We start from the raw sequence: 25,672 nt of genomic DNA, 5'->3' as shown, positions 1-25,672 counted from the left end.
CCCCGGAAGGTGATCTACATGCGCGCAGTTCTCTCCAAGGCTCCCGGCGGTCCCGAAACCCTGGTCGTGGAGGAGGTCCTCGACCCCCGCCCGCAGAAGGGCGAGGTGGTGATCGAGGTGAAGGCCATCGGCGTGAACTTCCCCGACACCCTGATCATCGAGGACAAATACCAGTTCAAACCCCAGCGCCCCTTCTCGCCCGGCGGCGAGGTGGCGGGCATCGTCGAGGCCGTCGGCGAGGGCGTGAAGGGCATCTTCAAGGGCGACCGGGTCATCGCCGTCCCCGGCTGGGGCGGCATGGTCGAGCGACTGGCCGTGCCGGCCGCCTCGGTCATCAAGATCCCCGACGGCATGGACTTCCAGACCGCCGCGGCCCTGATCATGACCTATGGCACCTCCTACTACGCCCTGAAGGACCGGGCGCAGCTGAAGGCGGGCGAGAGCCTGCTGGTGCTGGGCGCCGCCGGCGGCGTCGGCGTGGCCGCGGTCGAGCTGGGAAAGGCCATGGGCGCGCATGTGATCGCCGCCGCCTCGACCAACGACAAGGTCCAGTTCGCACTGGAGGCCGGCGCCGACAACGGCCTGATCTATCCGACCGGTCCTATGGACAAGGCGGCGCAGAAGGAGCTGTCCGGCGAACTGAAGCTGGCCTCGGGACGCGACGGCCCGGACGTGGTCTATGACGGCGTGGGCGGCGACTATTGCGAGCCGGCCCTGCGCGCCATGGACTGGAACGGCCGTTATCTGGTCGTCGGCTTCCCGGCGGGCATCCCGTCCTTGCCGCTGAACCTGACCCTGCTGAAGTCGGTGTCGGTGATCGGCGTCTTCTGGGGCGCCGCCGTGGCCCGTGATCCGTCGATCCACGCCGCCAACATGGCCGACCTGTTCAAATTCTGGAGCGAGGGGAAGATCAAGCCGCGCATCAGCCGCACCTTCCCGCTGGAACGCGCCCACGAGGCCATCCAGGCGCTGGGCGACCGCTCCGTGATGGGCAAGGTCGTGGTGACGATCGAGGACTAGTCCGCGTCGCGCAGCCGCTCCAGCGCGGCTTTCGCCGCGTCCTTGTGCCGCCGCTTGATGTTGGCTCCCAGCGTCGCCAGCAGGCCGGCGATCACCGCCGCATCGTCGGTGAAGCCGATGCCGGCGAAGACGTCGGGGATCGCGTCGGTCGGCAGGACGAAATAGGCTAGGGCCGCGAACATGAGGCCCTTGGCCGCCGCCGGGGTCTGGGGGTCGCGCGCGGCGAACCAGACCGACAACAGCTGGTCCGCGAAGGGGATGTGCGAGGCCGTGCGCCGGATCTTCGGCCAGAAGCCGCGGCGCACGCGCGTCTCGTTGACCTGCTGCACCACAGGGACCAGGGCGCGGGCCGGATCGAGCGCGTCATCGGGGCTGGTTGCCCCTGCGGCAGGTTTGGCATTGGCCGTCATGGCCGCTAAATCCTCGAACGAAACTCAGGTTCAGCTGAATATAGGAACGACAGGGATGAAACTCGACAACAGCATCGCCGCGGTGGTCACCGGCGGCGCCTCCGGCCTCGGCGAAGGCACCGCGCGCGCCATCGCCGCCACCGGCGCAAAGGTCGCCCTGTTCGACATGAACGAGGAAAAGGGCGAGGCCATCGCGAAAGAGATCGGCGGCGTCTTCTGCAAGGTCGACGTCACCTCGGACGAGGAAGTGGCCGCCGCTTTCGCCAAGGCCCGCGCCGCCCACGGTCAGGAGCGCCTGACCGTCAACTGCGCCGGCATCGCCACCGGCCAGAAGACCGTCAGCCGCAAGCGTGACACCGGAGAGATCCGCGCCCACGACATGGCCTCGTTCGAGCGCACCGTCCGCATCAACCTGTTCGGCACCTTCCGCGTCCTGTCGCAGTCGGCGCTTGGCATGGTGTCGCTGGAGCCCATGGAGGACGGCGAGCGCGGCCTGATCGTCAACACCGCCTCGGTGGCGGCGCAGGACGGCCAGATCGGCCAGGCGGCCTATTCGGCGTCCAAGGGCGGCGTCTACGCCATGACCCTGCCGATCGCCCGCGATCTGGCGCAGGAAGGCGTGCGCGTGAACACCATCCTGCCCGGCATCATGTGGACGCCGATGATGGCCGGCATGGACCAGAAGGTTCAGGACAGCCTCGCCGCCGCCATCCCCTTCCCCAGCCGCCTCGGCCGCCCGGCCGACTACGCCTCGCTGGTGCTGGAACTGGCCCGCAACGTCTACATCAACGGCGAATGCATCCGCCTGGATGGGGCTATTCGACTGGCTCCGCGGTAATTTCTCGAAAGGGGGCTTGCGGTCGCCCGCGAGGGTCCGCTATACGCCCCCTCCTCGACACGGGACGGCATCGCCGCCCCACGGAGTGCGGGCGTAGCTCAGGGGTAGAGCATCACCTTGCCAAGGTGAGGGTCGGGCGTTCGAATCGCCTCGCCCGCTCCAGTCGAAGCTTTAAAGGGCTCGGTCTTCGGACCGGGCCTTTTGCTTTTGGCGCCATCGGCCGCGCCCGATCGCCAAGGTAAGGGTCTGATCAGAAAGTCGACGCAAAAAACGGCGGCCCCATGGAAGACCGCCGTCTGATAGCCGAGCTTCGTCAGTTCAACCGTCGTAACAGGCGTAGTCCTGGGCCTGCTGATAGCACCAACCGTAGTCGCCCCAGACCGCATAGCAGCGGGCGAGGTGCTGAACCTGGCACTCGGTGAGATCCATCGCCGCGACCCTGGACTGGGCGAGCGCCGGCATGGGCGTAGGGGTCGACGAAGCAGCGGGCGCGATCAGAACGCTCGCAGCGAAGGCTGCGGCGACGGTGATTTTCTTCAACATGGCTTCCTCCTGACAGCCCCTCTGGCTGCCCGGGAATGAGGCGTCAGAACCAAACGAATCGCAACTCACAGTAGCGTGTTGTTAACGCACTGGTTGCTGGTCGCTGCGGGTGAAATGTCGGCAAGGGGATCCTCAGATCCGCTTCAGCCGTTTCGCATGTCCGCCGACCATCCGCAGCGCCGTGGCGTCCGGCAGGTGCTTGGCCAGACCCGCCAGCACATTGTTCATGAATCCCGGCGTGACCTTGGGCCGGTTGGCCTCCAGCGCGGCGTAGCCGATCTCGGCGACGTGCTCCGCGGTCTGCCACATCCAGGCGGGATAGGCGGAGGAGACCTCGGCGCGGGTGCCGTTGACGTCGTGGAACTCGGTCAGGGTGTAGCCGGGGCACAGGGCGGTAACGTGCACCCCGCTTCCGGCCATCTCCAGGTGCAGGCCCTGCGACGCCTTGATCAGGAAGCTCTTGATCGGGCCGTAGAGGGTATCTCCTCCCGTCGCCGGCATCTGCCCTGCCAGCGAGGCGACGTTCAGGATGCGGCCGAAGCCCCGCTCGGCCATGCCGGGCGCGAACAGCCGGGCCAGCTCGACCGGTGCGGTCAGCATGACCCGGATCATGGCTGCATGGGCCTCGGGTTCGGTCTGCAGGAAGCCGGCGGTCCGGCTGAAGCCCGCATTGTTGACCAGGCCATCGACGATCAGGCTCCTGTCGGCGATCGCATCGAACAGCCGGCGCGGCGCGGCCGGGTCGGCGAGATCATCGGTGATGACGGTGACGACGGCGCCATAGCCGTGCAGTTCCTCAGCCAAAGCTTCCAGCGGTCCTTCGCGACGGGCGGTCAGGATCAGATCCCAGCCCTTCGCCGCATAGACCCGCGCCAGAGCCGCGCCGATGCCAGCGGAGGCGCCTGTGATCAGGATTGTACGGCGGCGGCCGGGGTTCACGCGCGGATCAGGCCGCGACAGGGCAGGACTTGTGCATCTCGAACCCGACCAGCGACGGCGGGTTCTCGGCCAGCAGGTCGGCGATGGTGATCTTCGACAGGGCCTGGGCCGCCGCCTGATCCGCCGCCGTCAGAGCCTTGGCCACCTGACGCGGAATATGCTCGCTGACCGGACAGCCCTTGGCGCCCTTTGGCGTGGAGCCCAGATGGGCGCAGCCGTTGACGGCCTTCAGAACCTCGTCCAGCCGGATGTCCTCCGGACGACGCAGCAGCCAGGCGCCGCCGGATGCGCCGGGACGGGTGGCGATCAGACCGGCCTTGGCCAGCAGGGCCGTCACGCGACGGACCACCACCGGATTGGTCGGCACCGAGGCGGCCAGAACTGCGCTCGGCGCGGCCTCGGCCGGCGAGTAGGCGCCCTTGTGGGCCAGATAGGCCAGCGAGTGGGCGGCGACGGGGAAGCGTTGGCTGTCGGACATGGGTGCTCTTTCGCTACCCAAGATAAGCGCTGTGAAGGGGTTTCACAAACCGGTGCAACCTTCGCACTTGCAGCACGATTGAATCCGCCTCGGAAAGAGCCTAAAGGCTCGCCGCTCGTTGATGGGGACCGCGCTGTGCGGCGTCCCCGGAGGACATTCATGGCCGGCGCCCCCTCCCAGGGCGAGGACGGATCATCCGTCGTCAGCACCCCGTCCAAATCCGATCATTCCGCCGCTGCTCCTCCGCATCCCGCGGGCGGGCATGGCCATGGCGCAGGCCACGGCTCGGGCAAGGGCGGCAAGGCGGCCCTGATCCTGGGCGCCATCGGCGTCGTCTTCGGCGACATCGGCACCAGCCCGCTCTACGCCCTGCGTGAAGCCATCGACCACGCCCGCGGCGGCGTGGGCGGCGATCTGGCCGTGGTCGGCGTCGTCTCTCTGGCTTTCTGGGCTCTGATGGTGGTGGTGACGTTCAAATACGTCTTCTTCCTGATGCGGGCCGACAACAAGGGCGAGGGCGGCACCCTGGCCCTGATGGCGCTGGCGCAGCATGCGATCGGCCGTCGCTCGGCCCTGATCTTCATTCTGGGCGTGCTCGGCGCGGCCCTGTTCTACGGCGACGGCATCATTACCCCGGCCATCTCGGTCCTGTCCGCCATCGAGGGCGTGAAGGACGCGCCGGGCGTCGGCGGCTCGCTGGACCCGTTCATAGTGCCGGTCTCGGCCGGCATCCTGATCGCCCTGTTCCTGGTTCAGGCCCGCGGCACCGCCGGTCTGGCCAAGTTCTTCGGCCCCATCACCGCCGTCTGGTTCCTCAGCCTCGGCGTGCTGGGCCTGATCCACATCTTCGACGACATCTCGATCCTGCGCGCCCTGTCGCCGCACTATGGCGTCGAGCTGCTGATCAAGGACGGCTTCCTCGGCTTCGTCATCCTCGGCAGCGTCTTCCTCGCCGTCACCGGCGCCGAGGCCCTCTATGCCGACATGGGCCATTTCGGAAAGGCGCCGATCCGCGCCGGCTGGCTCTACTTCGTACTGCCCTGCCTGACGCTGAACTACCTCGGCCAGGGCGCGATGATCCTCGACAATCCCGGCGCCTCCGAGAACCCGTTCTGGAGCATGGTGCCACAGGTCATCTACTGGCCGATGCTGGCGCTGGCGACCGCCGCCACCGTCATCGCCTCGCAGGCCGTGATCACCGGCGCCTTCTCGGTGACCCAGCAGGCTGTCCAGCTGGGCCTGCTGCCGCGCATCGACATCCGCAATACGTCCGAGACCCAGGCCGGCCAGATCTATGTCCCGGCGGTCAACACCTTCCTGATGATCGGCGTGCTGGTGCTGCTGGTCATGTTCCAGAGCTCGCACAACCTCACCGCCGCCTATGGCGTGGCGGTCACCGGGGTCATGCTGATCAACACCCTGATGGCCTGGTTCGTCATCACCCATAAGTGGAAGTGGCCGCTGTGGGCCGTGCTGGGCACGCTGATCCCGTTCGGCTTCATCGACACCGTCTTCCTGACGTCCAACCTGCTGAAGATCCCGGACGGCGCCTGGATGCCGCTGGTGCTGGGCGCGGCGCTGGTGCTGCTGATGTGGACCTGGGTGCGCGGGACGCAGATCCTGACCGCCAAGACCCGCAAGGACAGCCTGCCGCTGAACGACCTGATCGAGATGCTGCGCGCCCGTCCGCCGCATCGCGCCCCGGGCACGGCCATCTTCCTGACCTCGGACCCGGACATCGCCCCGGTCGCCCTGATGCACAATCTCAAGCACAACAAGGTGCTGCACGAGAAGAACGTCATCCTGACCGTCCGCACCAGCGACCGCCCGCGCGTGCCCGACAGCGAGCGCGTGGTCATCGAGCCGATCTCGGACGACTTCAAGAAGCTGACCATCTCCTACGGCTTCATGGAGCAGCCCAATGTGCCCAAGGCGCTGGGCGTGTGCCGCAAGCAGGGTCTGAAATTCGACATCATGTCGACCAGCTTCTTCCTCGGCCGCCGCTCGGTCGTGGCCTCGGCCACCGAGGGCATGCCCATGTGGCAGGACAGGCTGTTCATCTTCCTGATGCGCAACGCCGCCAACCCGACCGACTTCTTCCATATTCCTCCCGGCCGCGTGGTCGAACTGGGCACGCAGGTCTCCGTATGAACGAACGCAACGGCGCAGGCCGCAACTCCGCCGCACACGGCCGCCGCATGGCCGACAAGGCGCGCGGCCCGCGCCCGCCGCGCGTCGAGCAGCCTCGTGACGAGGCCGCCGACATCGGCGTCGAGGCCCGTCTGGCCGCCGGGGTCCTTCTGAACGCCGCGCTCGAGGGCCGGGGCGGTCTGGACGCCGCCCTGTCGTTCCGCGAGGTCGCCGCCCTGCCCGGTCCCGACCGCGCCTTCGCCCGCGCCGTGGCCATGGCCGCCCTGCGTCGTCTGGGCGAGATCGACCAGATACTCGACCGTCGCCTGCAGAAGGCCCCGCCGCTGGCCGTGCGCACCATCCTGCGCATCGCTCTGGCCCAGATCCTCGTGCTCGAAACACCCGCCTTCGCCGCCGTCTCCACGGCCGTGAAGCTGGCCGAGCGCGACACCAGGACCCGGCCCTACAAGAACCTCGTCAACGCCGTGCTGCGCGGCGTCGGCCGCGACGGCCCCGGCCTGACCACGGCCGAAAGCAACCTGCCCGACTGGCTGGCCGCCCGCTGGCGCGCGACTTGGGGCGAGGCGGCGCTGACTGCCCTGGCCCTCGTCGCCCGCGAAGAGCCCGCCACCGACCTCAGCGCCAAGCCCGATGTCGACGTTGCAGCCCTCGCCGCCGCCGTCGAGGGCGAGGCTCTGCCCGGCGGCACGGTCCGCACCGGTCGCCGCGGCGACGTGGCGAGCTGGCCGGGCTTCGAGGAGGGATCATGGTGGGTGCAGGACGCCGCCGCCGCCGTCCCCGCCCGCCTGCTGGCCCTGAAGGCCGGCGAGACCGTCGCCGACCTGTGCGCCGCCCCGGGCGGAAAGACCCTGCAGCTGGCCGCCTCGGGCGCCGAGGTCGTCGCGCTGGACCGTTCGGACACCCGCCTGAAGCGCCTTCGCGCCAATCTGGAGCGCACCGGCCTGACCGCCGAGGTCGTGGTCACCCCGGCCGAGGACTGGGAGGACGACCGCGCCTTCGACGCCGTCCTGCTGGACGCGCCCTGCACGGCCACCGGCACCTTCCGCCGCAATCCGGAAGTCCTGCGCGCCACCAAGCCCGCCGACGTCGCCAAGCTGGCCGACGTCCAGCACCGCCTGCTGGACGCCGCCGCCGAGCGTGTGAAGCCGGGCGGCCGCCTGGTCTATTGCGTCTGCTCGATGGAGCGCGAAGAGGGCGAGACCCAGATCATCGCCTTCCTGCGCCGCAACCCGGCCTTCCAGACCACGCCTGCGGTCCCGGCCGAGATCGGCGCCCCGGACGAGGCGCTGACTCCCGAAGGCTGGCTGCGCATCCTGCCCTCGATGTGGGCTGAAAAGGGCGGCGTCGACGGCTTCTTCGTCGCCCGTCTGGATCGCGTCTCCTAGGTTTCGGCGCGCGGCCCCAGCAGGTCGTCGAGGAACCTCAACAGGGAAAGATGGCCTTCGACCTGCTTCGTGTAGATGCGCGCTTTCGCGCCTTTGCCGGACCCGATCGTGATGACTGATCCGGCGTCATTGATGGAATGCCAGATCGATGAATCCTCGACAGTGTCGAAGGCGTGGTTGTCCCACCCCCGCACGAGGAGCGTCCGCCCATCGAACTGGACCGCAGGAATTCTTACGACGGCCCTGACGAATGCTGGAAGCTCCCTGAGAAGGCCAAGAGCAAGGACACCGCCCACCAAATAAAGGAAATACGACCCCGGAGGTTCTTCGAGAAAAATGTATATCGAATACCTGCCGACTCCGCCCTGGCCGAGATACAGGCTCAGGCCGGTAGCGACCGCGAGGAGGAGATACGCGGCCACGATTCTTGGGCGGTAATGGAAACTTCGCTGCTCTCGATCCACAGACGCCCCCGATCAATGCCTTGGTTGCAGGCTATAACCGGACTCAGATCGGTTCCATCACCGAATAACTTGGAATCGCGCGCGGCCGGAAACCCAGGGTCTCGTAGAAGGCGATGGTGTCCGCGTGGCCGATGCGGGCGTGGAGGAAGGCCGCGTCGCCCCGCGCCAGAATGCGCCGCGCCACCACCCGCATCAGCGACCCGGCATAGCCATGGCCGCGCCAGTCGGGATGGGTGCAGACGCCGCTGACCTCGCCGAAGCCGTCGAGGCTCAACCGCTCGCCCGCCATCGCCACCAGCCGCCCCTCGTGGCGCACGCCGATGAACGGGCCCAGCAGGTGGGTCTTCGCATAGAAGGGCCCCGGCTTCGTCAGGGTCGCCAGCGCCAGCATCTCCGGCCCGTCCGCGTCGGTCAGGACCTCCCAAGCGACCTCGCGCCCGCCGGACGTGATCTCCGTCGCCACCATCTGCAGGCAGTCGATCCGGTCGACCTCGCGCAGGCCGGCCGGCACGACCGGATCGGTCTCGAACAGGGCCACCGGCCCGGTCGCCCGGGCCAGCGCGACCCAGTCGTCATCCGTCGCCTCCGGCCCGGCCGCGGCGAACAGGGCGTAAGCCGGATCGAATCGCAGAACGTCGCCGGAGCGCACGGACAGCCCCGCCTGCCGCCCGTTCAGAGCGTTGCGGACGGCGCGGTCGAGGGGATGGCCGCCCGTCATCCGGCAGCTTACGCCCGCCAGAAGCCGACGATCTTCTTGACCTCTTCCACCACCGGATCGGCCACGGCCGCGGCGCGCTCGGCGCCGTCCTTCAGCACGCGATCGATCTCGGCCGTGTCGGCCATCAGGCGGCGCATCTCGGCGGTGACCGGAGCCATCGACTCGACCGCCAGTTCGGCCAGCGCCGGCTTGAAGGCGCCAAAGCCCTGTCCGCCGAACTGCGCCAGCACCTGCTCGCGGCTGATGTCCGCCAGCGCGGCGTAAATGGTCACCAGGTTCTTCGCCTCGGGGCGGTCGTTCAGCTCCTCGACCGTCTCCGGCAGGTTGCCCGGATCGGTCTTGGCCTTGCGGACCTTGGCCATGATGGTGTCGGCGTCGTCCGTCAGATTGATGCGCGAGGCGTCCGACGGGTCCGACTTGGACATCTTGGCCGCGCCGTCACGCAGGCTCATCACGCGCGGGGCCGGGCCCTGGGTCAGCGGTTCTGGCAGCGGGAAGAAGCCGGGCGCGCCGAAGTCGTTGTTGAACTTCTGGGCGATATCGCGGGTCAGCTCGAGGTGCTGCTTCTGGTCCTCGCCGGTCGGCACCTCGGTGGCCTTGTACAGCAGGATGTCCGCCGCCTGCAGCACCGGATAGGTGTACAGGCCGACCGACGAGCGCTCCTTGTGCTTGCCCGACTTCTCCTTGAACTGGGTCATCCGGTCGAGCCAGCCGAGGCGGGCGACGCAGTTGAAGATCCAGGCCAGATCGGCGTGGGCGCGCACGGCCGACTGCGGGAAGATCACCGACTTCGCCGGGTCCAGACCCGAGGCCAGATAGGCCGCCGCGATCTCGCGCGTCTGGGCGGTCAGCAGGGCCGGGTCCTGCCACACGGTGATGGCGTGCATGTCGGCGACGAACAGGAAGCAGGGCGCGCCTTGGTCCTGAAGCTGGGTGAAGCGCTTCAGGGCGCCGAGATAGTTGCCCAGATGCAGGGCGCCGGAGGCCTGGATGCCGGACAGGATGCGGCGCGGGCCATCATACGTGGGGATGGCGGGAGCCGGCGCGGGGGAGGCCGGGGTCGGATCGGTCATGGTCGGATACTCGGGGAGAAGGTCTGGATCAGGCGCGCAGGGACGCGCGCGCGGGAAATGCTGTGAAAGATCAGCCGCGCCATCGCCGGCCGGCGGCGTTCAGTCCCGATATCGTCATGGCTGACGCGCTTATCGTCTCGCCGACGGTCAGTCCAGACCGGAGACAATCATCCCGACCTGATCCAGACTGTCGCCATGATCACCCCGACCGCCGAGCAATGCGAACGCGCCATCGACGAGGCCATCGCCGAGGTCCGGGCGAAGTTCGCACAGGCTCTCGAGGATGACCGCGACGGCGGCAATGTCTTCGTCGTTCTCGGGAAGACGTTTCGGGTCGATCAGGCCCGCCAACTGCTGACCGACGTGCACGACGACCCCGGCGCATGGACGCAGCATCAGGGACGGCGAACGCTCTCCGTCGCGAGACGGGTCGATCGCGGCACGCTCAGCCTCTTCGTCGGATCCAACCGCTTCGTTACGGCCGAGACCGCCTTCCTCGCCTTCGCCGACATCGTCACCGGCAAGAAGCTGCGCAACTGGGCCAACATCCCGGGAGTGCTCAATCTGTTCGCTGTTGAGGGCCTGCTGTTTCCCGAGCAGGACATCGCAATCCGCGTCACCGCCGCCCGGTTGCTGGAGACCGGAGACGAGACGGATCTGCACGCCGTCCTGCCGCCCCTGCACACGGGATGGGATCCGCTGCACGATCTGCTGGCGCCGGAGACCGAGGCGGAGTACCGCCTGCGCCCGTCGGAATGCCTGAACCAGCAGTCGTGGCCCGACTATCTGATGCGCCTGCTCGGCGAGGTCCTGCCCGACACGACCGGGAAGCCCTCGACGACCGGCACGGCAGACGACGCCTGGCGCCTGTTCCGGACGCATACGCCGAAACTCGAACAGTACGTCCGGGACCACCTCTTCGCGCGCCTCGCCCGTGCGATCGCGGACGCCGATGACCAACATGTTCTGCTGCACCCGCCTGCGGACCGGTGACCCGACGATCTACTCCAGACCGGACGGGACCGAAGCGCCGGGCTCGCGACGAAGGACCGCCTTCAGCTCGCGGATCGTCACCGCCCGGAAGGCCAGCAGGCAGACGCCGTACAGGGCCGCGCCCGCCCCGCAGACCACCAGCACGGCGACCTCCTTGGCCAGGAACAGGCGGCCGAGCGTCTCGTAGTGGATCCCCGCGGCCAGCAGCGCGCCGGCCATGACAGCGCTGGCCAGCAGCACCCTCGCGATGCGCGAGACGAAGGCCGGGGAGGGCCGCCACACGTCCTCGCGCATCAGCGTCCCGCCCAGCAGGGCCACGTTGACCCAGGCCGACAGGCTGGTGGCGATGGCCAGACCCAGCACCCCGTCCATCCCCTGCGACGACAGCCAGAAGAACAGGCCCGAGCCGACCACGATGGTGAAGACGACCGCCGAGACCGCATAGATCATCGGCCGGCGCGTATCCTCGCGGGCGAAGAAGGGCGGGGTCAAAACCTTGGCCAGCACGAAGGCCGGCACGCCCCAGGCGAACTGGCGCAGCACGTCGGCCGTGCGCGCGGCGTCGGCGCTGGTGAAGGCGCCGCGCGTCACGGTCGCGTCGATGATGAAGAAGGGAATGACGAACAAGGCCACCGCCGCCGGCAGGGTGAAGGCCATGGCCAGGGTGATGCCGTCGTCCAGCGTCTTTCGACCGCCCTCGTGATCCCCGGCCACGAAAGCCTTCGTCAGGCGCGGCACCAGCGCCAGTCCGATCGCCACACCGATCAGCCCCAATGGCAGCTGGTACAGCCGGTCGGCATTGTAGATCACCGAGCGCGCGCCTTCGTCCGAGCCCGCCAGCACCTGGCTGACCAGCGAGTTCACCTGCATCGCCCCGCCCGCCAGCGCGCCGGGCACAGCCAGCGCCAGCGCCCGCTTAACGTTCGGCGTCAGGCGCGGCACGGACAGCTTCAGCGTCACGCCCAGCCGCCGCACGCCCCACCACAGTAGACCGGCCTGGATGAAGCCCGACACCGTCACCGCCGCCGTCACCCACATCAGCACTGTCGGCTGGCTGGCGGGCACAACATAGGCCGCCAGCAGGGGCGCGAGCGTGCACAGGTTCAGGAACACCGGCACCGCCGCCGACAGGGCGAACTTGCCGGCCGTGTTCAGCACGCCGGACAGCAGCGAGGCCACCGTCATGCAGGCGAGATAGGGCATGGCCAGCTGGGTCGCCGTCACCGCCACCCGCAGCACCGCCTCGTCGCCGCGATAGGCCGACAGCAGCAGCGGCATGATCCATGGCATCAACAGCTGCAGCAGGATGCAGAACCCGGCCACCACCGCCAGCATGAAGGACATGGCCTCCGACGCCGTCACCGCCGCGGCCTCGTCTCCCTCGCGGGCTCGCACGCCGCCGTAAACCGGCACGAAGGCCTGGGCGAAGGCGCCTTCGGCGAACAGACGGCGGAACATGTTGGGCAGCATGAGCGCCGTCGTGAACGCGTCCATCATCGGCCCTTGGCCGAAGCGGGCCGACAGGGCGAGGTCTCGGGCGAAGCCGAGGATGCGGCTGCCCAGGGTCAGGGTGGCCTGGACGATCGTATTGCGGGCGAGGCTCATCGCGTTCTCGAAGGTCGGGATATCTGACGCTTAGCGCGCTTCCGGGGTCGGCGATACGGGCTCCACGCGCGGCCGGCGACGGCCGAACTCGGTGACGTCCCGCTGGCTGGCCCGCACCGGGGCCGAGACCGATCCGCCCGGCGCGGCGCGACGGTCCAGCACCCCTTCCAGAGCGGCGCGCACCGTCTCCAGCGCCTCCCCCGCCGCAGGCTTGGCCCCGTCCGCATCGGTCACATAGAAGCTGTCCACCGCCCGCTCGCCGAAGCCGGCGATGTGGGCCGAGCGGATCGACAGGCCGTGATCCGCCAGCGCCCGCGCCAGATCCGCCAGCAAACCGGGGCGGTCGGCGCCGGACACCTCGATCACCGCCGCGTCGGGGCTTTCGTCCAGATCGATCAGGGCGACGGGCCGGACATCGAAGGTCGCCCGACGCGGATTGGGCTGGGCCGGAGCCGGCTTGCGCGGCGTGCCGCCCTTCGCCGCCTGCTCCAGCGCGCCGATCAACTGCGTCAGCCGCCGCGGCTCGTCCCGGCCATAGGGGGCGCCGACGCCGTCCTGCAGGTCGAACACGTCCAGCGCCATGCCATCCTCGGCCGTCGCCACCCGCGCGCCGACGATGTCGGCTCCCGCCGCCGCCAGGGTCGAGGCCAGATCGGCGAACAGGCCCGGCCGGTCCCGCGCCGCGATGGCCACGCGCGTCGAGGCCACCGAGCGCTGCTCGGCGTCGCCCAGCCAGTCGGCCACGGACTCGGCCGCCGCGCCGGTCTTCGCCGCCCGCGCGGCCAGATCGGGGAATTCGTCGCGCGGATCGGTGCGCACCACGTCCTCGCCCCGGAACACCGCCTCCGTGCGCTGGTACAGGTCGCGCATCAGCCGGCCCTTCCAGCTGTTCCAGACGCCCGGCCCCACCGCCCGGATGTCCGCCACCGTCAGGATCAGCAGGGTCCGCAGCCGCTCGGGGTCGCCCACCAGATCGGCGAAGGCGCGCACCGTCGCCGGGTCAGACACGTCCCGCTTCTGCGCATAGTCGCTGAGGATCAGATGATTGCGCACCAGCCAGACCACGAACTCTGTGCGCCGCGGGTCAAGCCCCAGCCGGTCGCAGGCCCGACGCGCGGCGATTGCGCCGTCCTCCAGCTGTCCCCGGTCGCCGCCCTTGCCGACGTCGTGCAGTAGCATGGCCAGCATCAGGGCCTCGAAGTCGTCGATCCGGTGCACGATCTCGGTCGCCACCGGGTGCTCCTCGCCCAGCTTGCCGCGCCACAGGTCGTTGATGATGCCGATGGCCTGAAGGGTGTGCTCGTCCACCGTATAGGCGTGGTACATGTTGAACTGGGTTTGGCCGACGATCCGCCCCCACTCGGGCAGGAACCGGCCCAGCAGTCCCGTCTCGTTCATCAGCGTCAGCACCCGGTACGGCCGCTGTCCGTGCGCCAGGATGTCGAGGAAGGCCCGAGTCGCCTCGGGATCGCGTCGCAAAGACGGCGTCACCAGCGACAGCGACCGCGTCACCGCCGAGAAGGCGTCCGGGTGCAGGTCGAGGTCGTGCTGGTCGGCCGTCCGGAACAGGATCAGCAGCTTCTCCGGCGCCTCGGCGAACACCTCCGGCCCGGTCACCGACAGACGGCCCGACGCCTCGACGAAGCCCTCGACGCCCAGCTTGCGCTTCCGGCCCGGAATCAGCCGCGACAGGCTCATGGTCGGCTTCTGGTGCCGCCCCTCCAGCTTGGCCGACAGGGCGCGGGTCAGGCCGCCGACATCGCGGGCCACGAGGAAATAGCGGCGCATGAAGCGCTCGACCGCAGGCTCGTCGCCCCGACCGCGCCAACCCATCCGCTTGGCCACCTCGGGCTGCAGGTCGAAGGTCAGCTTCTCCTCGGCCCGCCCGGCGATCAGATGCATGTGCGCCCGCGTCCGCCACAGGAAGTCGAACGCCTCCTCGAAGCTGCGCCGCTCGCGCGGGGTCAGCAGGTCGTCCAGCACCCGCTCGCCCAACGGGCTGTCCGGCGCCAGCGACCGGGCGATCCAGAACAGGGTGTTCAGATCGCGCAGGCCGCCCTTGCCGTCCTTGACGTTCGGCTCGACCCGATAGCGCACGGCGCCGGTCTTCTGGTGCCGGACATCCCGCTCCTCCAGCTTGGCGGCGATGAAGGCGCGGGGGTCGGCCTTGGTCACCTGGGCATGGAAGCGGGCGATGAAGTCCTCGGACAGGATCGCATCTCCCGCCAGCGGCCGCGCCTCCAGCAGGGTCGTGCGCACCGTCATGTCGGTCTTGGCCAGCGCCAGACATTCGTCCACCGACCGCGCCGCCTGTCCGACCTTCACGCCCAGATCCCACAGGACATAGAGCATGAACTCGATGACCTGCTCGGTGCGCGGGCTCGACTTCCAAGGGCGCAGGAACAGCAGATCCAGATCCGAGAACGGCGCCAGCACGCCCCGGCCATAGCCCCCGACGGCGATCAGGCTCAGCCGCTCGGCCTCGGTCGGATTGGGGGCGGGGTAGAGAACGCCCGCGGTGAAGTCCCACAGCGCCGTCAGCATCTCGTCTGCGGCGACCGAATAGAGCCGCGCCACGGCCACGCCGTCCGCCCCGCCCTCAAGCTTCCGCGCCGCCTTCGCCCGGTCCGCGTCCCAGTGATCGCGCAGCGCCGACGCGACCGCCTTGCGCACATCCGGAGCGGACGCCGCCTCCTCCAGCCGCTCGGCCAGCGGCTGGCTCACCGCTTCGCCAGCCCCTTCAGCCGGTACAGGGCCTCCAGCGCCTCGCGCGGCGTCAGCTCGTCCGGCTCGATGCCCTGCAGGGCGTCATCGACGGCCGAGGACGGCGGCGGCGTGATCGGGGGCACGGCCGGCTCGGCGGCAGCGAACAGCGGCAGGTCGTTGAGGTTCGCGGCGGCCGAGGTCTCGCCCTCCAGCCGGTCCAGCACCTCGCGCGCCCGGCTGACCACCGCCCCCGGCACGCCCGCCAGCTTGGCCACCTGCACGCCGTAGGAGCGATCGGCGGCGCCCGGCGCGGCCTCGTGCAGGAAGACCAGATCGCCGTTCCACTCCTTCGCCCGCATGGACAGGTTGCAGACGTGGGCCAGCCGCGTCTCCAGCGCCGCCAGCTCGTGATAATGGGTGGCGAACAGCGTCCGCGCCTGATTGCGATTGTGCAGGGCCTCGGCCACGGCCCAGGCGATGGCCAGACCGTCATAGGTCGCCGTACCCCGCCCGATCTCGTCCAGTACCACGAAGCTACGCTCGGTCGCCTGGGTCAGGATGGCGGCGGTCTCGACCATCTCCATCATGAAGGTGGACCGCCCGCGCGCCAGATCGTCTCCCGCCCCGACGCGCGAGAACAGCCGGTCGACCGCCCCCAGCCGCATCGCCTTCGCAGGCACGAAGGCCCCGGCCTGGGCCAGCACCACCAGCAGGGCGTTCTGGCGCAGGAAGGTCGACTTACCCGCCATGTTCGGGCCGGTGACGATCGACAGGCGCGCACAGCCTGCCCCCGATCCGTCCAGCCGACAGTCGTTCGGCGTATAGGGGTCGCCCGCCGCCTTCACCGCCGCCTCGACCACCGGGTGACGGCCGGCGCTGACCTCGAAACAGGTGGTGTCGTCGACGTGAGGTCGAACGGCGCCGACCTCCTGCGCCCACTCCGCCAGCGCGGCATGGGCGTCGAGTTCAGCCAAGGCCTCGGCCACGGCCTGAAGCGGCTGGGCCAGCGCCTGCACCGTGCGTCGCCACGTCTCGAAGGTCTCGCCCTCGATTGCCAGCGCCCGGTGCCCGGCCTGGCTGATCTTCGCGTCCAGCTCCGACAGCTCCACCGTCGTGAAGCGCACCTGATTGGCCAGGGTCTGGCGATGGATGAAGGGGCTGTCCTCGCTCGGCCGCAGCAGCGGTTCCGCCGCCTTGGCCGTCGCCTCGAGGAAATAGCCCAGCACGGCGTTGTGCTTGACCTTGAACGGCACGCCGCTCTGGGCGACCGCGCGGGCCTCGAGGTCGGCGACCACCCGGCGACTGTCGTCCCGCAGCTGCCGCGCCTCGTCCAGCTCGGGCCGGAAGCCGGGGTTCACGAAACCGCCGTCGCGCGCCAGATGCGGCGGCTCGGCCGCCAGACCCTCGGCCAGACCCGACAGCAGGCCACCCAGCTCCGGCGACAGTGTCAGCCGGTCGAGGCAGGCGGCGATCCGCGCCGGCGGGCCGTCCAGCGTTTCGTCCGGCGTCGGGAACAGGCTGACCAGTCCGCCCGCGATCGACAAGCCGCCCCGGATCGCCGCCAGATCGCGCGGACCGCCCCGGCCCAGCGCCAGTCGCGACACCGCCCGCGCCACATCCGACGAGGCCCGCAGGCCGTCGCGCAGGTCACGCCTGAGGTCGCGCCGCTCCAGCAGCCACTCGACCGCATCGAGTCCATGGTTGATCGCCGTCGTGTTCCGCAGCGGCCGGGCGATCCGCTCGGCCAGCGCCCGCGCCCCGCCCGAGGTCACCGTCCGGTCGATCGAGGCCAGCAGCGAGCCTTCGCGCTCGCCCCGCTGTGTCCGGTCGATCTCGAGGCTCAGCCGCGTCGCCGGGTCGATGGCCAGGAAGCCCGTGTCGCCCGACCGTCGCGGCGGCGCCAGCGCCGGGATCTTCCCGGCCTGTGTCGTCTCCAGATAGGCGGCGATCAGGCCCAGCGCCGAGACCTCTGCCTCCTCGAAGGCGCCGAAGCCGTCCAGCGCGGCCACGCCATACAGGCGCTCGACCCGCACCCGCGCGCCGACCGGTTCGGACAGCGCCTGCGGCAGGGCCTGAACCACGCCGCCGGATCCATCCAGCGCATCCTTGGCCGCCTCGTCCGAGAACAGGCGGTCGGGCACCAGCACCTCGGACGGCCGGAAGGACGACAGGGTCGCGCCCAGATCCTCCAGCGCGCAGGCGACCACGTCGACCACGCCGCCGGCCAGTTCGACCACCGCCACCGCCGCCCGACCCTTGCGGATCGCCACGGCCGCCAGCCGGTTCGCGCCGCGCGCGTCGAGCAGGCTGTCCTCGGTCAGGGTGCCGGGCGTGACCACCCGCACGATGTCGCGCCGGACCACCGCCTTGGAGCCGCGCTTCTTCGCCTCGGCCGGATCCTCCATCTGCTCGCAGATTGCAGCCTTGAATCCCTGCCGGATCAGCCGTGCCAGATAGCCTTCCAGCGCATGCACCGGCACGCCGGCCATCGGAATGTCGTCGCCCTGATGCTTGCCCCGTTTCGTCAGGGTGATGCCCAGCGCCGCGGCCGCGATCTCGGCGTCCTTGAAGAACAGCTCGTAGAAGTCGCCCATGCGGAAGAACAGGATGGCGTCCGGCACGCTGGCCTTGGCCGTCAGATACTGCGCCATGAACGGCGTCACGCCCTCCATGGACGGAACCGGCTCGGCTTGCGGGGGATGGGCGACGGGGGCGTTCATGCGTGGCGGCAGGGTGACGGATCGGAGCCAACGTCTCAAGCGCGATCCGCCCGTCTTGCACAAGCTTCGCGGCGCTGCGATACGCCGCGGCAGGCGGTTAAGGGAACGCGGTGCGAAACCGCGGCTGTGCCCGCAACTGTAGGCGGCGAGACGACCGATCGATCCGGAGCATCCGCTCCGGCGCCACTGGGAGCCCCCGGGAAGGCGTGATCGTCCGTCATTGACCCGCAAGCCAGGAGACCTGGCCGCCGACGTCGTCCGTCCGCTGTCCGGGACCAGACAGAGACGCGGTGTTCCGTCGAGGCGACCCGACACTTGCGCCGTCCATCCCGGACGGGTCGGTCGCCATCCTCACGTCGCCGCGACGCGCTCGCGCGGAGACGACGGAGTTTCGCAAATGACGCGATCCCTTCTGCTCGCCACGGCCGCGGCCGTGCTCGTCCCTTCGTCCGCCTTCGCCCAACAGGCGCAGGACGACACGCTTCCCGAAGTGGTGGTCACCGCCACCCGTATCCCGGCCATCGTCGAGGACACCCCCGGCGCCCGCGTCATCGACGCGGCGACCATCGAACAGCGCGGCGCGGTCTTCGCCGCCGACATCCTGGCCGATGTGCCCGGCCTGTCCGTGACCCGCTCGGGCGCGTTCGGCGGCGTGGCCCAGGTGCGCATGCGCGGCGCGACGCCGGGCAAGACCCTCGTCCTCGTCGATGGAGCCCCGGTCAACGACGCGGCCGAGCCCAACGGCGCCTATGACTTCTCCGGCTTCGACCTGGGCGACATCGAGCGCATCGAGGTCCTGTCAGGCCCGCAGTCGTCGCTGTGGGGTTCAGACGCCATCGGCGGCGTGATCGCCTTCACCACGAAGGAAATCGACGGCCTGCGCGCCGAGGCCGAGGCCGGCAGCTTCGACACGGTCCGCGGCCGCATCGCCGTTGGCCGCGCCAACGAGACCTGGGCGCTGGGCGGCTATGTCTCGCGCTTCGACACCGACGGCATCTCGGTCGCCGACGAAGCCAACGGCAATCCCGAGGCCGACGGCTTCGAGAACACCACCGTTGGCGTCCGTGGTCGCTATGCCGTGTCCCCGACCGTGAAGTTTGACGGTTCGGCCCGCTGGTCGCAGAGCGAGGCCGATCTGGATAACGGCTTCCCGATCTCCGACAACGCAGACCGCTCGGAGTCGGAACAGTGGTCCGGCGTCGCCCGCGCCACGGTTCAGGCCCTGGGTCTGGAACACCAGTTCAGCGTCTCGGGTTCGGATATCGAGCGCCAGACCTTCAGCGCCTTCGGCTCGGTCTTCGAGGCCGACCGTCAGGCGTATCGCTGGCAGGCCAATGGCGAGACCGGCGCAGCGACCTTCGCCTTCGGCGCCGAGCGCGAGGAAAGCAGCGGCAGCATCTCGACCGGCGACAGCGTCGATCTGGGGACCAGCTCGGTCTTCGCCACCGGCCGCTATCAGGTCAGCGACGCCCTGAGCGTCACCGGCGGCCTGCGCTTCGACGACACCGACGACTTCGGCTCGAAGACCACCGGCCGGATCTCGGCGGCGTACGAGCTGGGCTACGGCTTCACCCTGTCGGGCGCCTGGGGCACGGGCTTCAAGGCGCCGTCGGTCAGCCAGGCCGTCTGCGACTTCTGCTTCTCGTCGGTCCCCTTCCCGACCCTGCGTCCGGAAAAGGCCGAGGGCTATGAAGCCGCCATCGGCTGGCGGTCGTCGGACGATCGGATCGAGGCCCGCGCCACGATCTATCACCTCGGCGTCGAGGACCAGATCACCTACTTCTTCGATACGACGACCTTCGACAGCTACTACGTCAACATCGCCGAGACGGCGACGGACAGCGTCGAGCTGGAAGGCCGGGCTATCCTTGGCGGCGGCTTCGACCTGAGCCTGGCCTATGCCTGGACCGATGCGAAGGACGAGACCACGGGCATCGCCCTGGCCCGCATCCCGGAGCATGCTGGCTCGGCCACCCTGGGCTGGACCGGCGACCGCCTGTCAGGCGCCCTGACGGTCCGCGCGGAAGGCGAACAGCGCGACACCAACTCGGCGACGGCTCCGGTCCGCGACGGCTTCGTCACGGCCAATCTGAACGCCGCGTATGCTCTCAACGACAACGTCACCCTGACGGCGCGCGTCGAGAACCTCGCCGACGAGCACTATCAGCAGGTGCTGGGTTACGGTGAGCCGGGTCGTTCCGGCTACGTCGGGATCAGGCTGCGCTACTGATCCGGTTGCGGGCGCCGGCCGTCGTCAGGACGGCCGGCTGCTCCAGCTGGAGCGCCTCCCAGTCCAGGGCGGGCGCCGGCGCATGGGCCGCCGCCAGCATGGCGCGCAGTTCGGCAGCTGACGCCACGCTGGCCACCACCGCGGTCACCTGCGGCAGGTTCAGCGTATAGGCCAGGGTCGCCTGCATCGGATCGACGCGCGCCTCGGCCAGTCGACGCCGGATACGCGACAGCTGATGCGCCTGTCCGGCCATTTCCGCCGGCAGGATGTCGCCGCTCATGAACAGCACGCCGTCGGCAAACACCGACGAGGCGTGGATCTCGACATCCAGCGCCGCCAGCTCGTCCAGCACGCCCGTGCGGTGCGCCCGCTGGTCGAGAAGATTGCAGGGCAGCTGAACTACGTCCGGTTGGAAGCGACGGGCCAGCAGGGCCGGGCCGTCCTCCATGGTCGCGCAGAAGCCGATCCGTTTGAACAGCCCGCGCTCCTTCAGCGCCACCATCCGATCCCACAGGGCGCGCCCCTCGGCGCCGGCCAGATCGCAGGCCGACGAGGCCAGAAGCACATCGCCGCGCGGCAGGCCCAGTCGCTCCAGCGACCGGCGGGCCCGCGCCTCGACGCGATCCACGCCGTCGGCGATCGAAACGGTCCGAACCGAAACCTGGAAGGGCGAGGGGAAGGGCCAGGCCTGGCCCAGCAGACGTTCGCCGTCGCCGCCCGGCTGGGTGGCGATCAGGGTGACGCCCGCGTCACCGGCGGTCTGCAGCAGGAATCGCAGCGCCTCCTCACGCGCGCCGGCATGCGGAGGCGACGCACGCGTCGGCTCATGCACGATGGCCACGGCGAGTTTTTCGACCGGAGACTGGGCGCGATTCAGGTTCACTCCAGCGACCTTGAACCGCAATGTTTAAGACCGCCCTTCCAGGACGTTGAGCAAACCTTACCCGGCGAACATGGGTCCGCTGGAAAGAGACACGCAAGGATTGTAAAGTTGCTCGCAATCAGGAGTGCGAAATGACGGACGTGGGTTTTGACGGAACGCCAACCGACGCTGATCGTGCGGCCCTTGTCGCCTTCCTGTCCCGACTCCGCGATGACCTCGCGATAGTTCTGGCAACCGAAGAATCAACGCAGGAAGACAACCCCTTTCCGGAGTTATTCGAGCTTGAGGAAGCGAAAGCACTCGCACGACGTGCTTTCGAAGACGGCGTCGTGCAGAATTTAGGCAGGATGATCCGCGTTCTGGAAAGGGACGATCCGCGCTTGGGCAGAAATCTCCGGCGCTTTGGGCTGACCGGAGCCAACCTGGAATTCAAACTCTGGACTGCGGATAGGCACCGGGAAACGGCGCAGACGTTTCTGCCTCGTTCGGCGCGCGAGGCACTGGCAGCCGTCGCACGCTACTTTGGAGTGTCGAGCTCTATCGTCGGAAGTATTGCGGCGGCCTTCGACAGCATGCCCCCTTGGGCAAAATTCCTCGCTGAGATGGTCAAGGAGTTCCTGGACATGCTCGAAACCCTCGCTTCTGCGCACGGCGACAGGCGATAGCCGCAATCCTGCCCTTGCATCGTCGGTCATCTGGCCCTTTAAGCGCCGCCAGAAACGCCTCCCCGCGTTCGCCGAAGGACCGATCTCATGACCAACGCTGCCGACAAGCCCGTCAAGAAAGTCGTGCTCGCCTATTCGGGCGGCCTGGACACCTCGATCATCCTGAAGTGGCTGCAGACGGAGTATAACGCCGAGGTCATCACCTTCACCGCCGATCTGGGCCAGGGCGAGGAGCTCGGGCCGGCACGCGAGAAGGCGCTGAAGATGGGCATCAAGCCCGAGAACATCTTCATCGACGACCTGCGCGAGGAATTCGTGCGCGACTTCGTCTTCCCGATGTTCCGCGCCAACACCGTCTATGAGGGCCAGTACCTGCTCGGCACCTCGATCGCCCGGCCGCTGATCGCCAAGCGCCAGATCGAGATCGCCCGTCAGGTCGGCGCCGACGCCGTCTGCCACGGCGCGACCGGCAAGGGGAACGACCAGGTCCGCTTCGAGCTGGGCTACTATGCGCTGGAGCCGGACATCCACGTGATCGCCCCGTGGCGCGAGTGGGAGTTCCGCAGCCGCGAGGCGCTGCTGGACTTCGCCGAGAAGCACCAGATCCCGATCGCCAAGGACAAGCGCGGCGAGGCCCCGTTCTCGGTCGACGCCAACCTGCTGCACTCGTCGTCCGAAGGTAAGGTCCTCGAGGATCCGGCCATCGAGGCGCCCGAGTTCGTTCACCAGCGCACCATCTCGCCGGAAGACGCGCCGGACACGCCGACCGTCTTCACCCTCGGCTTCGAGAAGGGCGACGCGGTCTCGATCGACGGCGTGGCGATGAGCCCGGCGACCATCCTGACCAAGCTGAACGAACTGGGTCACGACAACGGCGTCGGCCGCCTCGACCTCGTCGAGAACCGCTTCGTCGGCATGAAATCGCGCGGCGTCTACGAGACCCCGGGCGGCACCATCCTTCTGGCGGCCCACCGCGGCATCGAGTCGATCACGCTGGATCGCGGCGCCATGCACCTGAAGGACGAACTGGCGGTCAAGTACGCCCACCTGATCTACAACGGCTTCTGGTTCTCGCCGGAACGCGAGATGCTGCAGGCCGCCATCGATCATTCGCAGGCCAGGGTTTCGGGCACGGTTCGGGTCAAGCTCTACAAGGGCAATGTCTCGATCATCGGCCGCGAGAGCCCCAACAGCCTGTACGATCAGGAGCTGGTGACCTTCGAGGAGGGCGCCGTGGCCTACGATCACCGCGACGCCGCCGGCTTCATCAAGCTGAACGCCCTGCGCCTGCGCGTGCTCGGCAAGCGCGACGCCCGCGACAAGGGTTGAAGCAAAGCTCGCTTCGGAGGGGCAGGTGTAGCAGGATCGTAATTCCTCTCACCCTCCCCCCGAGGTTCCTGTGCTGCTTTCCCTGACTTTCGCCGCCGCCCTGCTGGTTTCGCCACAGGACGCGCCCGCCGCGCCGCCCGCTCCCCCCGCCGCGCCGGCCGCACCAGCGCAGCCCGCCGAGCCGACGCCGGAGCAGATGGCCGTCATCAACCGCATCCAGGCGGCCGGCGAAGCTCTCGAAGAGATGATGGACGAGCTGGAGCCGCGGGCCGCGGTCATCCGCGCCGACGCGGCCTTGTCGGCCGCCGACAAGGAAACCCGCATCCGCGCCCTGCTGGCCGACAAGCAGCCGGTTCTGAACGAGTTTGGCGACGCGCTCGAGGCGATGATCCTGCTGCAGGCCGCCTCGGAAGGCGCCACGTCCGAGCAGGCCGCCCAGGCGGCCACGATGGTGCGCGGCATGTTCCCCGAGCAGATCGCCCAGGCCCTGATCACCGGCGAGGATCCGGGCGAGGACGAGGGCACGGCGGGCCAGTAATCGCGCCTTACCGCGATTTCACTTGAGGTCGAACGGCGTTGGACGGACCTTCCGGGCAGATTTTCTCAGGAGCCCGACCATGATCAAGGCCCTCTCCCTCGCCGCCGCCCTCGCCCTGCTGCCGCTGTCGCAGGCCGCCGCCGACCCCCAGACCGACTCCGAGGCGGCCATCGAGGCCGCCGCGGAACGGTTCGAAGCCCGCATGGAAGCCTTCGGCGAACGCGCCGAAGCCATCGGGGACGACGCCAGCCTGTCTGACGACCAGAAGGAGGCGCGCATCGCCGCCCTCTGGACCGAGTATGCGCCGGACGTCGAGGCCTTCACCGCCCAGGTGACCGAGCACGCCTCGGCCATCGCCGGCGAGGCCCTCGCCAACATCGACCTGGACGGGCTGATCACCGAAGCCCTGTCGAACGTCGACCTGTCCGGCGCCCTCGCCGTCGGTCAGGGCATGGCGATGAACGGCGCCTGGGCCTCGCAGGACCCCGAGCACATGCAGACCTACGCCCTGATGGCCCAGTACGCCCTTGGCGAGGCGATGGACGAGGTCGACGCGGCCATGGACGAGGTCGAGGCCGTCGACGCCGTCGCGGTCGAGATCGCTACCCCGACTCCGGCCGTCGCCGTGTCGGTAAAGACCGGCGCCTGATCCTCCTGCCTGCGACATCTTGACCGGAGGCGTCTGCGGCCCGACAGGGGCGCATGGCTCAGCTTCCGGTCGATCCGCACCTCTACGCGACCTTTCTGGGCGTGATGGCCGTCATGGCGATCACGCCGGGACCGGCCAATGTCTTCTCCGTCGCCAATGGCGTGCAGAGAGGCCCGGCCGGCGCGCTTCTGGGCGTGGTCGGCATGAACGCCGCGACCCTGGTCTGGTTCGGCGCAGCGGCCCTGGGCCTCGGCGCGCTCGTCGTCGCCTTCCCGCAGGTGTTTCGCCTGATCTCCATCGGCGGCGCCCTCTACGTCGGCTGGCTCGGCGTTCAGGCCCTGCGAGGGGCCTTCGCAACCGCCGCCGATCCTGACGCGCCGACCGTGAAAATGGGCCGCAGCGCCTTGGTCGACGGCTTCATGGTCCAGATCGCCAACCCCAAGGCGGTCCTGTTCTTCACCGCCGTCCTGCCGCCGTTTCTGGACGTGAACCGCCCGGCCGCGCCCCAGCTGGCCCTGTTCGCCGTGGCCACCATCGGCATGGACGTCCTCAGCATGTCCGCCTACGGTCTGGGTGGAGCCGCTCTCGCCCGACGCATGTCCGAGCCCCGCTTCCGTCGCGGGTTCGCCATTCTGACCGGGTTGCTGTTGCTGGCTGCGGCCGTGCTTATTATCTCGCGTTTATAAGGGCTTGTTCGCCCCGGGAACCCGGCCGTTCATGTCCCGTTCAGCCGACAGGGCGCGTGATGTCGCGTCAAGGAGTACTCCCATGAACACCCGCCTTATCAAGCCTGTCATGCTGGCGGCGGCGGCCGCGTTGACCCTGTCCGCCTGCGCCACGGCCACGCCCTATGCGCCGGCCGGCCCTGACAGCCGCTACGGCTATTCCGAACAGCGGATCGATTCCGACCGTTACCGCATCAGCTTCTCCGGCAACTCCGTCACCTCCCGCGATCAGGTCGACATGGGCCTGCTGCTGCGAGCCGCCGAGCTGACCCGCGACAACGGCTACGACTGGTTCGCCACCGTAAACCGCGCCACCGACCGCGATGTCCGCCTGACCGGCATGCGCGATCCGTTCTACTACGACCGGTACAGCCCGTTCTGGGGTCCGTCGTGGCGCTACTATCGCGGCGGCTACTGGAACCCGTGGCGCGATCCGTTCGGCCCGAACTTCGACGTTCGCGAGATCGAGCGCTTCGAGGCCTCGTCCGAGATCGTCATGGGCCGTGGCGCCAAGCCCGCCAACGACCCGAACGCCTTCAACGCCCGCGAGGTCATCGACAACCTCGGCTCGCGGGTTCCGCGTTCGATGTAATGAGAAAGGCCTCCCGAC

General features: G+C 69.0%; 23 protein-coding genes, 1 tRNA gene and 1 riboswitch. Of the genes, 13 read left to right on the top strand and 11 right to left on the bottom strand.

All coding sequences use genetic code 11. The annotated features are described in order from the left end of the window. Window positions 1-18: 18 nt before the first annotated feature. Complete coding sequence (locus ABDZ95_RS03935) at window positions 19-1,020, top strand: NADPH:quinone oxidoreductase family protein (RefSeq protein WP_343790678.1); 1,002 nt, start codon at window positions 19-21, stop codon at window positions 1,018-1,020. On the opposite strand, the gene ABDZ95_RS03930 is transcribed toward ABDZ95_RS03935, so the two are convergent. Continuing rightward, entirely contained in the window at window positions 1,017-1,430 is a 414-nt protein-coding gene (locus ABDZ95_RS03930) for a YkvA family protein (protein ID WP_343790675.1), read from the bottom strand. The genes ABDZ95_RS03935 and ABDZ95_RS03930 overlap by 4 nt on opposite strands. A gap of 55 nt (window positions 1,431-1,485) precedes the next feature. On the opposite strand from ABDZ95_RS03930, the gene ABDZ95_RS03925 reads away from it, so the two are divergent. Continuing rightward, entirely contained in the window at window positions 1,486-2,268 is a 783-nt protein-coding gene (locus tag ABDZ95_RS03925; RefSeq protein ID WP_343790672.1) for an SDR family NAD(P)-dependent oxidoreductase, read from the top strand. An 87-nt stretch (window positions 2,269-2,355) separates the two neighbouring features. Then, window positions 2,356-2,430: transfer RNA gene (locus ABDZ95_RS03920), tRNA-Gly, on the top strand. A gap of 156 nt (window positions 2,431-2,586) precedes the next feature. Here the strand turns inward: ABDZ95_RS03920 and ABDZ95_RS03915 are convergent. From ABDZ95_RS03915 to ABDZ95_RS03905, 3 genes are all read right to left on the bottom strand, one after another. Then, on the bottom strand, window positions 2,587-2,811 hold the full coding sequence (locus ABDZ95_RS03915; protein WP_343790669.1) for a hypothetical protein: 225 nt from the start codon (window positions 2,809-2,811) through the stop codon (window positions 2,587-2,589). A 132-nt stretch (window positions 2,812-2,943) separates the two neighbouring features. After that, on the bottom strand, window positions 2,944-3,750 hold the full coding sequence (locus ABDZ95_RS03910) for an SDR family NAD(P)-dependent oxidoreductase (RefSeq protein WP_343790666.1): 807 nt from the start codon (window positions 3,748-3,750) through the stop codon (window positions 2,944-2,946). A 7-nt stretch (window positions 3,751-3,757) separates the two neighbouring features. After that, a complete protein-coding gene (locus ABDZ95_RS03905; RefSeq protein ID WP_343790663.1) occupies window positions 3,758-4,228 on the bottom strand; it encodes an Rrf2 family transcriptional regulator in 471 nt (156 codons plus the stop codon). Window positions 4,229-4,387: 159 nt separating this feature from the next. Here ABDZ95_RS03905 and ABDZ95_RS03900 point away from each other — a divergent pair, with 159 nt between their 5' ends. Next, complete coding sequence (locus ABDZ95_RS03900; protein ID WP_343790660.1) at window positions 4,388-6,379, top strand: potassium transporter Kup; 1,992 nt, start codon at window positions 4,388-4,390, stop codon at window positions 6,377-6,379. Between the two features lie 47 nt (window positions 6,380-6,426). After that, complete coding sequence (locus ABDZ95_RS03895) at window positions 6,427-7,764, top strand: RsmB/NOP family class I SAM-dependent RNA methyltransferase (protein WP_425542960.1); 1,338 nt, start codon at window positions 6,427-6,429, stop codon at window positions 7,762-7,764. On the opposite strand, the gene ABDZ95_RS03890 is transcribed toward ABDZ95_RS03895, so the two are convergent. The 3 genes from ABDZ95_RS03890 to trpS all read right to left on the bottom strand — a co-directional run bounded on the left by ABDZ95_RS03890 (window position 7,761) and on the right by trpS (window position 10,019). Beyond that, a complete protein-coding gene (locus tag ABDZ95_RS03890; protein WP_343790654.1) occupies window positions 7,761-8,186 on the bottom strand; it encodes a hypothetical protein in 426 nt (141 codons plus the stop codon). The two genes, ABDZ95_RS03895 and ABDZ95_RS03890, sit on opposite strands and share 4 nt — an antisense overlap. A gap of 85 nt (window positions 8,187-8,271) precedes the next feature. After that, on the bottom strand, window positions 8,272-8,946 hold the full coding sequence (locus ABDZ95_RS03885) for a GNAT family N-acetyltransferase (protein ID WP_343790651.1): 675 nt from the start codon (window positions 8,944-8,946) through the stop codon (window positions 8,272-8,274). An 8-nt stretch (window positions 8,947-8,954) separates the two neighbouring features. Next, window positions 8,955-10,019: a tryptophan--tRNA ligase gene (gene trpS / locus ABDZ95_RS03880; protein WP_343790648.1), complete on the bottom strand. Its 1,065-nt coding sequence runs from the start codon at window positions 10,017-10,019 to the stop codon at window positions 8,955-8,957. Window positions 10,020-10,214: 195 nt separating this feature from the next. Between trpS and ABDZ95_RS03875 the strand changes: the two genes are divergently transcribed. After that, window positions 10,215-11,012 (top strand): hypothetical protein, encoded by a 798-nt coding sequence (locus ABDZ95_RS03875; protein WP_343790645.1) that lies wholly within the window; start codon window positions 10,215-10,217, stop codon window positions 11,010-11,012. A gap of 9 nt (window positions 11,013-11,021) precedes the next feature. On the opposite strand, the gene murJ is transcribed toward ABDZ95_RS03875, so the two are convergent. The 3 genes from murJ to mutS are packed head-to-tail and all read right to left on the bottom strand — an operon-like array spanning window position 11,022 to window position 18,043. Further along, complete coding sequence (gene murJ, locus ABDZ95_RS03870; protein WP_343790642.1) at window positions 11,022-12,617, bottom strand: murein biosynthesis integral membrane protein MurJ; 1,596 nt, start codon at window positions 12,615-12,617, stop codon at window positions 11,022-11,024. A 30-nt stretch (window positions 12,618-12,647) separates the two neighbouring features. Further along, complete coding sequence (gene glnD, locus ABDZ95_RS03865) at window positions 12,648-15,341, bottom strand: [protein-PII] uridylyltransferase (RefSeq protein ID WP_343790639.1); 2,694 nt, start codon at window positions 15,339-15,341, stop codon at window positions 12,648-12,650. After that, window positions 15,338-18,043, bottom strand: coding sequence for a DNA mismatch repair protein MutS (gene mutS / locus ABDZ95_RS03860; protein ID WP_343791238.1), 2,706 nt, complete (start codon window positions 18,041-18,043; stop codon window positions 15,338-15,340). The genes glnD and mutS overlap by 4 nt, the downstream gene beginning before the upstream one ends. A 78-nt stretch (window positions 18,044-18,121) precedes the next feature. Beyond that, window positions 18,122-18,306, top strand: a riboswitch (cobalamin riboswitch). Between the two features lie 134 nt (window positions 18,307-18,440). Here mutS and ABDZ95_RS03855 point away from each other — a divergent pair. Next, on the top strand, window positions 18,441-20,273 hold the full coding sequence (locus tag ABDZ95_RS03855) for a TonB-dependent receptor plug domain-containing protein (protein ID WP_343790636.1): 1,833 nt from the start codon (window positions 18,441-18,443) through the stop codon (window positions 20,271-20,273). Here ABDZ95_RS03855 and ABDZ95_RS03850 read toward each other — a convergent pair. After that, window positions 20,257-21,156: an aldo/keto reductase gene (locus ABDZ95_RS03850; RefSeq protein ID WP_343790633.1), complete on the bottom strand. Its 900-nt coding sequence runs from the start codon at window positions 21,154-21,156 to the stop codon at window positions 20,257-20,259. The genes ABDZ95_RS03855 and ABDZ95_RS03850 overlap by 17 nt on opposite strands. 131 nt (window positions 21,157-21,287) lie before the next feature. On the opposite strand from ABDZ95_RS03850, the gene ABDZ95_RS03845 reads away from it, so the two are divergent. The 6 genes from ABDZ95_RS03845 to ABDZ95_RS03820 all read left to right on the top strand — a co-directional run bounded on the left by ABDZ95_RS03845 (window position 21,288) and on the right by ABDZ95_RS03820 (window position 25,654). Beyond that, the gene (locus ABDZ95_RS03845) at window positions 21,288-21,821 is read left to right on the top strand and encodes a hypothetical protein (RefSeq protein WP_343790630.1); all 534 of its coding nucleotides are present in this window, start codon (window positions 21,288-21,290) and stop codon (window positions 21,819-21,821) included. An 87-nt stretch (window positions 21,822-21,908) separates the two neighbouring features. Next, window positions 21,909-23,150 (top strand): argininosuccinate synthase, encoded by a 1,242-nt coding sequence (locus tag ABDZ95_RS03840; protein WP_343790627.1) that lies wholly within the window; start codon window positions 21,909-21,911, stop codon window positions 23,148-23,150. A gap of 70 nt (window positions 23,151-23,220) precedes the next feature. Then, window positions 23,221-23,688 carry a hypothetical protein gene (locus tag ABDZ95_RS03835; protein WP_343790624.1) on the top strand — a complete coding sequence of 156 codons (468 nt, stop codon included), beginning with the start codon at window positions 23,221-23,223 and terminating at the stop codon, window positions 23,686-23,688. A 79-nt stretch (window positions 23,689-23,767) separates the two neighbouring features. Beyond that, window positions 23,768-24,337 (top strand): hypothetical protein, encoded by a 570-nt coding sequence (locus tag ABDZ95_RS03830; protein ID WP_343790621.1) that lies wholly within the window; start codon window positions 23,768-23,770, stop codon window positions 24,335-24,337. 53 nt (window positions 24,338-24,390) lie between these two features. After that, window positions 24,391-25,023, top strand: coding sequence for a LysE family translocator (locus tag ABDZ95_RS03825; RefSeq protein WP_343790618.1), 633 nt, complete (start codon window positions 24,391-24,393; stop codon window positions 25,021-25,023). Between the two features lie 82 nt (window positions 25,024-25,105). Then, window positions 25,106-25,654, top strand: a complete 549-nt coding sequence (locus tag ABDZ95_RS03820) for a CC0125/CC1285 family lipoprotein (RefSeq protein WP_343790615.1) — start codon at window positions 25,106-25,108, stop codon at window positions 25,652-25,654. Window positions 25,655-25,672 lie beyond the last annotated feature (18 nt).

Origin of the sequence: Brevundimonas kwangchunensis (assembly GCF_039523815.1) — a bacterium.
GTDB lineage: Bacteria > Pseudomonadota > Alphaproteobacteria > Caulobacterales > Caulobacteraceae > Brevundimonas > Brevundimonas kwangchunensis.
The sequence above is the reverse complement of the archived record's forward strand: the minus strand, read 5'-3'. Positions and strand labels throughout refer to the sequence as shown.

Coding starts and splice junctions, on each gene's coding strand:
- ABDZ95_RS03935 (WP_343790678.1), top strand. CDS start 19: ATGCGCGCAGTTCTCTCCAAGGCTCCCGGCGGTCCCGAAACCCTGGTC.
- ABDZ95_RS03845 (WP_343790630.1), top strand. CDS start 21,288: ATGACGGACGTGGGTTTTGACGGAACGCCAACCGACGCTGATCGTGCG.
- ABDZ95_RS03905 (WP_343790663.1), bottom strand. CDS start 4,228: ATGTCCGACAGCCAACGCTTCCCCGTCGCCGCCCACTCGCTGGCCTAT.
- ABDZ95_RS03885 (WP_343790651.1), bottom strand. CDS start 8,946: ATGACGGGCGGCCATCCCCTCGACCGCGCCGTCCGCAACGCTCTGAAC.
- ABDZ95_RS03820 (WP_343790615.1), top strand. CDS start 25,106: ATGAACACCCGCCTTATCAAGCCTGTCATGCTGGCGGCGGCGGCCGCG.
- mutS (WP_343791238.1), bottom strand. CDS start 18,043: ATGAACGCCCCCGTCGCCCATCCCCCGCAAGCCGAGCCGGTTCCGTCC.
- murJ (WP_343790642.1), bottom strand. CDS start 12,617: ATGAGCCTCGCCCGCAATACGATCGTCCAGGCCACCCTGACCCTGGGC.
- ABDZ95_RS03895 (WP_425542960.1), top strand. CDS start 6,427: ATGGCCGACAAGGCGCGCGGCCCGCGCCCGCCGCGCGTCGAGCAGCCT.
- ABDZ95_RS03825 (WP_343790618.1), top strand. CDS start 24,391: ATGGCTCAGCTTCCGGTCGATCCGCACCTCTACGCGACCTTTCTGGGC.
- ABDZ95_RS03915 (WP_343790669.1), bottom strand. CDS start 2,811: ATGTTGAAGAAAATCACCGTCGCCGCAGCCTTCGCTGCGAGCGTTCTG.
- ABDZ95_RS03900 (WP_343790660.1), top strand. CDS start 4,388: ATGGCCGGCGCCCCCTCCCAGGGCGAGGACGGATCATCCGTCGTCAGC.
- ABDZ95_RS03925 (WP_343790672.1), top strand. CDS start 1,486: ATGAAACTCGACAACAGCATCGCCGCGGTGGTCACCGGCGGCGCCTCC.
- ABDZ95_RS03840 (WP_343790627.1), top strand. CDS start 21,909: ATGACCAACGCTGCCGACAAGCCCGTCAAGAAAGTCGTGCTCGCCTAT.
- ABDZ95_RS03875 (WP_343790645.1), top strand. CDS start 10,215: ATGATCACCCCGACCGCCGAGCAATGCGAACGCGCCATCGACGAGGCC.
- ABDZ95_RS03930 (WP_343790675.1), bottom strand. CDS start 1,430: ATGACGGCCAATGCCAAACCTGCCGCAGGGGCAACCAGCCCCGATGAC.
- ABDZ95_RS03855 (WP_343790636.1), top strand. CDS start 18,441: ATGACGCGATCCCTTCTGCTCGCCACGGCCGCGGCCGTGCTCGTCCCT.
- ABDZ95_RS03830 (WP_343790621.1), top strand. CDS start 23,768: ATGATCAAGGCCCTCTCCCTCGCCGCCGCCCTCGCCCTGCTGCCGCTG.
- trpS (WP_343790648.1), bottom strand. CDS start 10,019: ATGACCGATCCGACCCCGGCCTCCCCCGCGCCGGCTCCCGCCATCCCC.